This window comes from Nocardia anaemiae NBRC 100462 (assembly GCF_001612725.1).
Taxonomy (GTDB): domain Bacteria; phylum Actinomycetota; class Actinomycetes; order Mycobacteriales; family Mycobacteriaceae; genus Nocardia; species Nocardia anaemiae.
The window spans coordinates 142,095-149,490 of record NZ_BDAZ01000041.1; the positions used below are offsets into that span (position 1 = coordinate 142,095).

Below are 7,396 nucleotides of genomic sequence, written 5' to 3' on the forward strand. Positions count from 1 at the left end.
TATACTCACCGCATGGCGGATGACCAGTCCTCCATCGAATCCCCCGAGGCGCCCGTTCTCGTGGTGCAGACGAGGGAACGCGTCTATCGGCTACGCGCTGGGACGGTGTACAACGTCGGTCGCGATCCGGCATCCGACGTCATCGTCACCGATCCGCGCGCATCGTCGATGCACGCCGTGCTGGAGCGGGGCGCGGACGGTTGGGAAATCGAGGACGCGGGCAGTCTCAACGGCACCTTTTTCGACGGTCACCGCGTCGCGCGGATGGTGATCGACCATGACGAGACGTTCCAGCTCGGTCACGCCGTGGACGGCGAGGAGTTGGTCTGTTCCCTAGAGGGGCAAGAAGGACAATCCGGCCACGCGGCCGATGACGGTATCGGGGAAGACACAATGGTCGTCTCCGATCCCGGATACAACCTCGAGGACGAAGAAACGATCACGAAGTTCCACGCGGGTCGGCCCCGGCGGGTTTCGCGATCGGCACCTTCGGCGGGCACCGCCCGCGCGGTCGTCCGGATCACATCGCCCACGCTTCGGATAGGTCGCGCGGCCGACAACGACATTGTCGCGCACGACCTCATGATCTCCCGCCATCACGCCGAGCTGCGCATGGTCGGTGACGGCAAGTACCGGATCGTCGACCTCGACAGCCACAACGGAACCTACGTCAACGGCCACCGGATCGAATCCGCGGACCTGTCCGAATCCGATTTGATCGGCATGGGACACACCACGTTCCGGCTGGTCGGCGATGAGCTGCGCGAGTTCGTCGACACCGGTGACGTATCGGTCTCGGTGCAGGGCCTCACCGTGCGGACCCCTGAGGGCAAGGTGCTCCTCGACGGGGTGAGCTTCCCCATCCCACAGCGCTCACTCGTCGGCGTCATCGGGCCGAGCGGAGCGGGCAAGTCGACATTGCTCGGCGCTGTCACCGGGTTGCGACCGGCAACGGAGGGCACGGTCCGCTACGACGGACGCGATCTGTACACCGATTACGACGAGCTGCGGCACCGCATCGGCCTGGTCCCGCAGGAGGACATCCTGCACAACCAGCTGCCGACCCGGCGCGCGCTGCGCTACGCGGCCGAACTTCGCTTCCCCGGTGACACGCGCAGCGAGGAGCGCGAGCAGCGGGTCGACGAGGTCCTCGACGAGCTCGGTTTGGCGCGGCACGCCGATACCCGCATCGATCGGCTCTCGGGTGGGCAGCGCAAACGGGTGAGCGTCGCACTGGAGCTGCTGACCAAACCATCGCTTTTGTTCCTCGACGAACCGACCTCCGGCCTCGACCCGGGCTTGGACAAGACGGTCATGGAAATGCTGTCCGAACTGGCGCACGACGGGCGGACGGTCATCGTGGTCACGCATAGCGTGGCGAATCTGGATTCCTGCGACCGTCTGCTGGTCCTGGTGCCCGGGGGTCGGCTGGCCTATTACGGGCCGCCCGGGGAGGGGCTGCGGCAGTTCGCACAGCGCAGTTGGGCCGAGGTGTTCCAGGGATTCGACCGCGAGGAAGAGCGCGACTGGGCCGGTGAGTTCCGGAATTCGCCACGCTTCGAGAACTATGTGGCGGTCGGGCTGACCGATGACGTCGGTCCCGCGCAAGTGCACCGACCGGCGCCGCCGCCCGCGCCGCAGTCCAAGCTCAGCCAGCTCAGCACCCTGTGTCGGCGATATCTGGCGGTGATCGCCTCGGACCGAAGCTATTTGGCGCTGCTCGGCCTGATGCCCTTGATTCTCGGTGGCTTGATCGCCGCAATTCCGGCGGGCGAGGGATTCGCCGGGACGCCGGGATCCAACGTCGATGCCCCGACCAAGCTCATGGTTTTGGCGTTCGCGGCATGTTTCGTCGGCACGGGCAATTCGATTCGCGAGATCGTCAAGGAGCAGACGATCTATCGCAGAGAACGCGCGGCAGGCCTGTCACCAGGGGTCTATCTGATGTCGAAACTGCTGGTCCTGGGTGTGATCACCGTGCTGCAGGCGGTGGTGCTCGTGCTGATCGGCACCATTGGGGTGGCGATGCCGCCCAAGGGGCTCTTCACCTCGGTCGAGCTGGAGTTGATCCTGGCGATGGCGCTGCTCGGCATCGCATCGCTGGCATTGGGCTTGCTGGTTTCGGTGTCGGTGAACACTTCGGAGAAGACACTGCCGCTGCTGATCGTGCTGTCGATGGCGCAACTGGTGCTCACCGGCGGGCTGGTGCGGCTGCCCGGCACACTCGGACTGGAGCAGTTGGCCTACATCTCGCCGTCGCGCTGGGGGTTCGGCGCGGGAGCCGCCACCCTCGACCTCGACACGCTCTCACCGCATACGGGTGCGGCCGACCCGCTGTGGAAACACACCATCGGCACGTGGCTGCTCGACATGGGATTCGTCGCCGGGCTCGGGGCCGTCTTCCTCGCGCTGGCCTGGTACCGCCTGTATCAGCTGCGTCCACGGCGCCGCGGCGCCCGCAAGGCGAGAATTTGACGACGGACTTCCACGTCGAAAATCAGGTTGCGACGGCAGGCCGTCGCGGCGGGACGCAGCAGTCGATTGCACAGGGGGCACCGTTCACGGTGCAGCCGTAGCCCGGAGTCTCGCCGAGTCGGCGTGGCGACAACCCGGTCAGGTGTTCGTTGACCAGTTCGACGACCAACTGGGCGAAGCGGGAATCGGTTCCCGGCGTCGCGGCCCTGGCGAACGCCATGCCGAGTTCCTCGGCCTTCTCCCTGGCCTCGTTGTCCAGATCCCAGATGACCTCGAGGTGATCGGAGACGAACCCGACCGGGCAGACGACGACCGCGTCCACGCCCTTGCCCGACAGCTCCTCGAGATGGTCGACGATATCCGGGTCCAGCCAGGGAATCTGCGGCGGGCCGGAACGGGACTGCCACACCACGTCATAATCGGCGAATCCGGTTGCGGCGGCACACAATCGCGCCGCCTCGGCGACCTGACGACTGTACAGCCGCCCACCATCCGCGGGCGGTCCCGCGCCGATATCTGCCGACACCGGAATCGAGTGCGCGGTGAAAACCAGCCGGGCACCCTCCCGGCGCTGCGCCGGAAGCGAATCCACGGCGGCGCGAATGGCCGCCGCGAATGCCTCGATCAACAGCGGATGATCGAAGTACTGCCGCAATTTCACCAGCTCCGGCGCACCTGCCCCGAAAGCCGAACGCGCCCTTGCGATGTCCTCGTCGTACTGCAGACACCCGGAGTACCCACCCCACGCCGAGGTCGGGAACACCAAGGCCGACCGCACACCGTCGGCCGCCATGCGCGCGACCGTGTCCTCGACCATCGGATCCCAGTTGCGGTTGCCGAAATACACCGGCAATTCGATTCCGGCACTGGCTAATTCGCGTTGTACCGCGGCGATGATGTCGCGATTGAGGGCGTTGATCGGGGAGACACCACCGAAATGCAGATAGTGCTGCGCGACCTCCTCGAGACGTGCACGCGGCACGCCCCGCCCCCGAGTGACGTTCTCCAGGAACGGCATCACGTCCTCGGGGCGTTCCGGACCGCCGAAGGACAGCAGTAGCAGCGCATCCACTTTCCCGGCAGCGGCGTCCGCGGCCACGGCTCCTCCTCCAGCTTCAGTTGGCGGCGAACCCGTTTTCCGGGAACCACGTGTTGTGGCTGGCGCCGCCGTCGACGTAGATGATCGAACCGGTGGTGCCGGGCAGCCAGTCCGACAGCAGCGCCACGATGGACTTGGCGACCACGGTCGGGTCGTCGACGTCCCAGCCGATCGGGGAGGCGCCATCCCAGTACTCATTGAGCATGTTCAGTTGCTTGGCGTCATCGGTGGCGGTGCCTGCGATGGCCTTGGCGGCGAGGGTCTTGATCGGACCCGCGGCGATCAGATTCGAACGAATCTTCTTGGCGTTGCCGACTTCCCGCGCCACGTAGCGGTTCACCGACTCCAGGGCAGCCTTGGCCACACCCATCCAGTTGTAGTACGGCATGGCGGTGCGCGGGTCGAAATCCATGCCCACGATGGAGCCGCCCTCCTTCATCACGGGGAGCACGGCGCGAGCCAACGAGGCGTAGGACCAAGCCGAGATCTCGAAGGCCTTGGCGGCGTCGGGGCCTGGACCGTCCAGGAAGGCCACCGCGTCCGGACCCATCAGGGTCTTCGGCGCGAAGGCGATGGAGTGCAGGACGCCATCAATGCCCTCGGGGGCCAGCTCGCGCAGCTTCTCCGGCAGCGAGGCCAGATTCTCCTCGCTGGTGACGTCCAAGCCGATGGCCGGGGCGACCTCCTGCGGCAGCCGCTTGGCGATCCGATCGATCAGCCGCAGCCGCTCCGGAATGCCGGTGATGATCACCTTCGCGCCCTGCTCCTGCGCGACCGCCGCCGCGTGGAACGCGATCGAGGAATCGGTGATGATGCCGGTGATCAGGATGGTCTTGCCTTCGAGCAATCCGCCCATGGGATTTCGGTTCTCCTGTAGTCGAAGTTCAACTGGTTACGCGACCGCCGAACGCGTCGGCTGCCGGTTGGCTCAGTGGCCCATGCCCATGCCGCCGTCGACCGGGATCACCGCGCCGGAAACATAGGCAGAATCGTCGGAGGCCAGGAAGCTGATCACGGCGGCGACGTCTTCGGGCTGGCCGAGGCGCTGCAGCGGAATGAACTTCTTCGCGGTGTCGCGCAGATCGTCGGGCAGTTCGGCGGTCATATCGGTCTCGATGAAGCCGGGCGCGACCACATTGGCGGTGATCGAGCGCGAGCCGAGCTCACGGGTGATCGAACGCGCCAGACCGATGACACCGGCCTTCGACGAGGCGTAGTTGATCTGGCCGGGACCACCGCCGAGGCCGACGACCGAGCCGAGGAAGATCATGCGGCCCCACCGTGCCCGCAGCATGGCGCGGTTGGCCCGCTTGGCGCAGCGGAACGCACCGGTCAGGTTCGCATCGATGACCTTGGTGAACTGCTCCTCGCTCATCCGCATCAGCAGGGTGTCATCGGTGATGCCCGCATTGGCGACCAGCACCTCGACCGGACCCTGCTTCTCCTCCACCTCGCTGAAGGCCGCGTCAACCGAGTCCGCGTCCGTCACATCGCATTTCACACCGAACAGACCGTCCGGAACTCCCGACCCACGATGCGTGACGGCCACCTTGTGCCCGTCGGCAAGCAGACGCTGCGCGACCGCGAGTCCGATACCGCGGTTGCCACCGGTCACCAGGACCGACCGGGATGTGATGTTCGACATGAGGACCAACCTATCTGTTCGGATTCGTGCGCCACGCCCGGGCCACACATAGTGCTCTATGTAGAACCGGGCGCGTCGCGACGGCAGGCATTTGACGGACTACGGCAGGCGTTGACGATAGAGCAAGCCGGTAACCACACCGGCAGCGACAACGAGCATGCCGAGCAAAAGCCATGGTCTGCTGGCATCGCCCCTGGTCATCTCGTAACCGATCTGCTCTTCGAGCGTGTCGTAGACCGCGGTCAACTCGGTCAGGCTCGACGCGGTATAGAAATCGCCGCCGGAGAGTTTGGCGATCTCGCGCAGCGCATCGTCGTCGACAGGCACCTTGACGCGCTGAGCGCCCTGACCGTCCTGGTCCGGAATTTCCACCGTGCCCCATGAGGTGCCGAACGAAATCGTCGACACCGGAACGCCTTTGTTCTTCGCCAGGCGCGCCGCGGTGAAACCGTGGCGTGGATTGTCGACATCCTTGTCATCGGGCACCGTCTGCTTACCGTCGGACATCAGCACGATGCGCGCGGGCGGCGGCGTTTCCGCACCACCCAGCACGGTGGCAAGGGTGTCGATCGACTGCAGCGCGGTGAGAATCCCCTCACCGGTGGCGGTCCGCTCGGCGAGTTTGATGTTGTCGATGGCCGCCTTGACGGCCTCGCGGTTCGTCGTCGGCGGCACCATTACCGAGGCAGTGCCCGCGAAGGTGACGAAACCGAGATTGATGCCGGGCGGCAGCCCGTCGACGAATTCCTTACCGGCCTTCTGCGCCACCTTCTTTCGCGACGGCGGCACATCGGTCGCCTCCATGGACAGCGAAATATCCATCACCAGAACGACTGTCGCGCGATTGCGCGGTACCTTCTTGACCGCCGTCGGCCCCGCGGCCGCGATGGTGAGGAACACCAGACCGACCAGCAGCAGCGCGATCGGCACATGCCGCATCGGACTCGGCCGCGACGGCGCGACCTTCTCCAGCAGCTCCATATTGGTGAACTGCAGCATGTGCCGGTGGCGGCTGCGCTGAACGAGGATGTAGCCCAACGCGATCAGTACGACGACGGCGAGGAAGCCGAGCCAGACCAGCGCGGTGAAATGCGAAATACTCACTGGCGCGGCGCCCGTCCGCTCGGGGCGCCGAATGCGTGGCGCCGGGTGGACACGAACCGGACCACATCGGAGATCCAGTCCCGATCGGTCTGCAGTGTGAGCACCGGTGCGCCGCAACTGCGCAGGGCCTGTTCGACCTGAACGCGATGACGTTCGGCGGCGGCCGCGAAATCTGCGCGCAGCGTTGGCGTCACGCTGAATTCGCGGGTACGCCCGGTCTCGGGATCGTGCAGCACGACATCACCGACATCGGGCAGCGACAGGTCGCGCGGATCGAGCACTTCCACCGCGAGCAGATCATGGCGCGCGGAGATGGCGCGCAGCGAGCGCTGCCAGTTGATATCACCCAGGAAATCACTGATGACCACCGCGAGTCCGCGCTTGCGCTGCGGGCGGCGCAGCGATTCGATCGCCTCCCGCAGATCGCCGCGCACACCGTCGCGGGCGTGCGGCGTCGTCGCGATCTCGCGCAACATCGACTGCGCGTGCACCCGGCCGCTGCGCGCGGGAATGCGGGTCAGCTGCTCTCCGGTCGCGACGACCGCGCCGATCCGATTGCCGCCGCCGCTGGTGAGGTGAGTGATCGCCGCCGCGGCCGCGACCGCCAGATCGCGCTTCTGGCACAGCGCGGTGCCGAAGTCGAGGCTGGCCGACAGGTCGACCACCATCCAGGTCTCGAGTTCCCGGTCCGCGATCATCTGCCGCACATGCGGATGGGTGGTGCGGGCGGTGACCGACCAATCCATCTGCCGCACATCGTCGCCCGGCTGATAGGTCCTTGCCTCGCCCGGCTCCGAGCCGGGGCCCGGAATCAAGCCGAGGTGATCACCGTGCAGCACACCGTCGAGCCGACGACGGACGGTCAGTTCCAGCGTTCTGAGCGCCGCCGTCAGCTTCGGGTCGGACAGTTCGCCCGATCGGAAAGACGGTGGTGCGTGTGGAGACATCGGCACTGGTGGAACCCCGTCTGGTGGAAAATCAGGCACAGCCGATGCCGAGGTCACTTCGGCTGGTTATTGCCGACGGCCGGAGACATCTGCGCGACCGACGGCTGCGGCACCGCGTCCTGGGGT

At 66.2% G+C, this 7,396-nt stretch carries 6 protein-coding genes; 1 reads left to right on the forward strand and 5 read right to left on the reverse strand.

The window, feature by feature from the left end; all coding sequences use genetic code 11:
* The first annotated feature begins 12 nt into the window (after positions 1 to 12).
* Complete coding sequence (locus tag NA5_RS23730) at positions 13 to 2,475, forward strand: FHA domain-containing protein (protein ID WP_062989683.1); 2,463 nt, start codon at positions 13 to 15, stop codon at positions 2,473 to 2,475.
* 22 nt (positions 2,476 to 2,497) lie between these two features.
* Here the strand turns inward: NA5_RS23730 and NA5_RS23735 are convergent, their stop codons facing one another.
* From NA5_RS23735 to NA5_RS23755, 5 genes are all read right to left on the reverse strand, one after another.
* Positions 2,498 to 3,574: a ferrochelatase gene (locus NA5_RS23735; protein WP_062989686.1), complete on the reverse strand. Its 1,077-nt coding sequence runs from the start codon at positions 3,572 to 3,574 to the stop codon at positions 2,498 to 2,500.
* A 16-nt stretch (positions 3,575 to 3,590) separates the two neighbouring features.
* Positions 3,591 to 4,430, reverse strand: a complete 840-nt coding sequence (inhA, locus tag NA5_RS23740) for an NADH-dependent enoyl-ACP reductase InhA (protein WP_062989688.1) — start codon at positions 4,428 to 4,430, stop codon at positions 3,591 to 3,593.
* 72 nt (positions 4,431 to 4,502) lie between these two features.
* A complete protein-coding gene (gene fabG1 / locus NA5_RS23745) occupies positions 4,503 to 5,219 on the reverse strand; it encodes a 3-oxoacyl-ACP reductase FabG1 (RefSeq protein WP_062989690.1) in 717 nt (238 codons plus the stop codon).
* Between the two features lie 99 nt (positions 5,220 to 5,318).
* Positions 5,319 to 6,323 carry a VWA domain-containing protein gene (locus NA5_RS23750; RefSeq protein WP_062989692.1) on the reverse strand — a complete coding sequence of 335 codons (1,005 nt, stop codon included), beginning with the start codon at positions 6,321 to 6,323 and terminating at the stop codon, positions 5,319 to 5,321.
* Positions 6,320 to 7,270, reverse strand: a complete 951-nt coding sequence (locus NA5_RS23755) for a DUF58 domain-containing protein (RefSeq protein ID WP_062989694.1) — start codon at positions 7,268 to 7,270, stop codon at positions 6,320 to 6,322. The genes NA5_RS23750 and NA5_RS23755 overlap by 4 nt, the downstream gene beginning before the upstream one ends.
* Between the last annotated feature and the right edge of the window lie 126 nt (positions 7,271 to 7,396).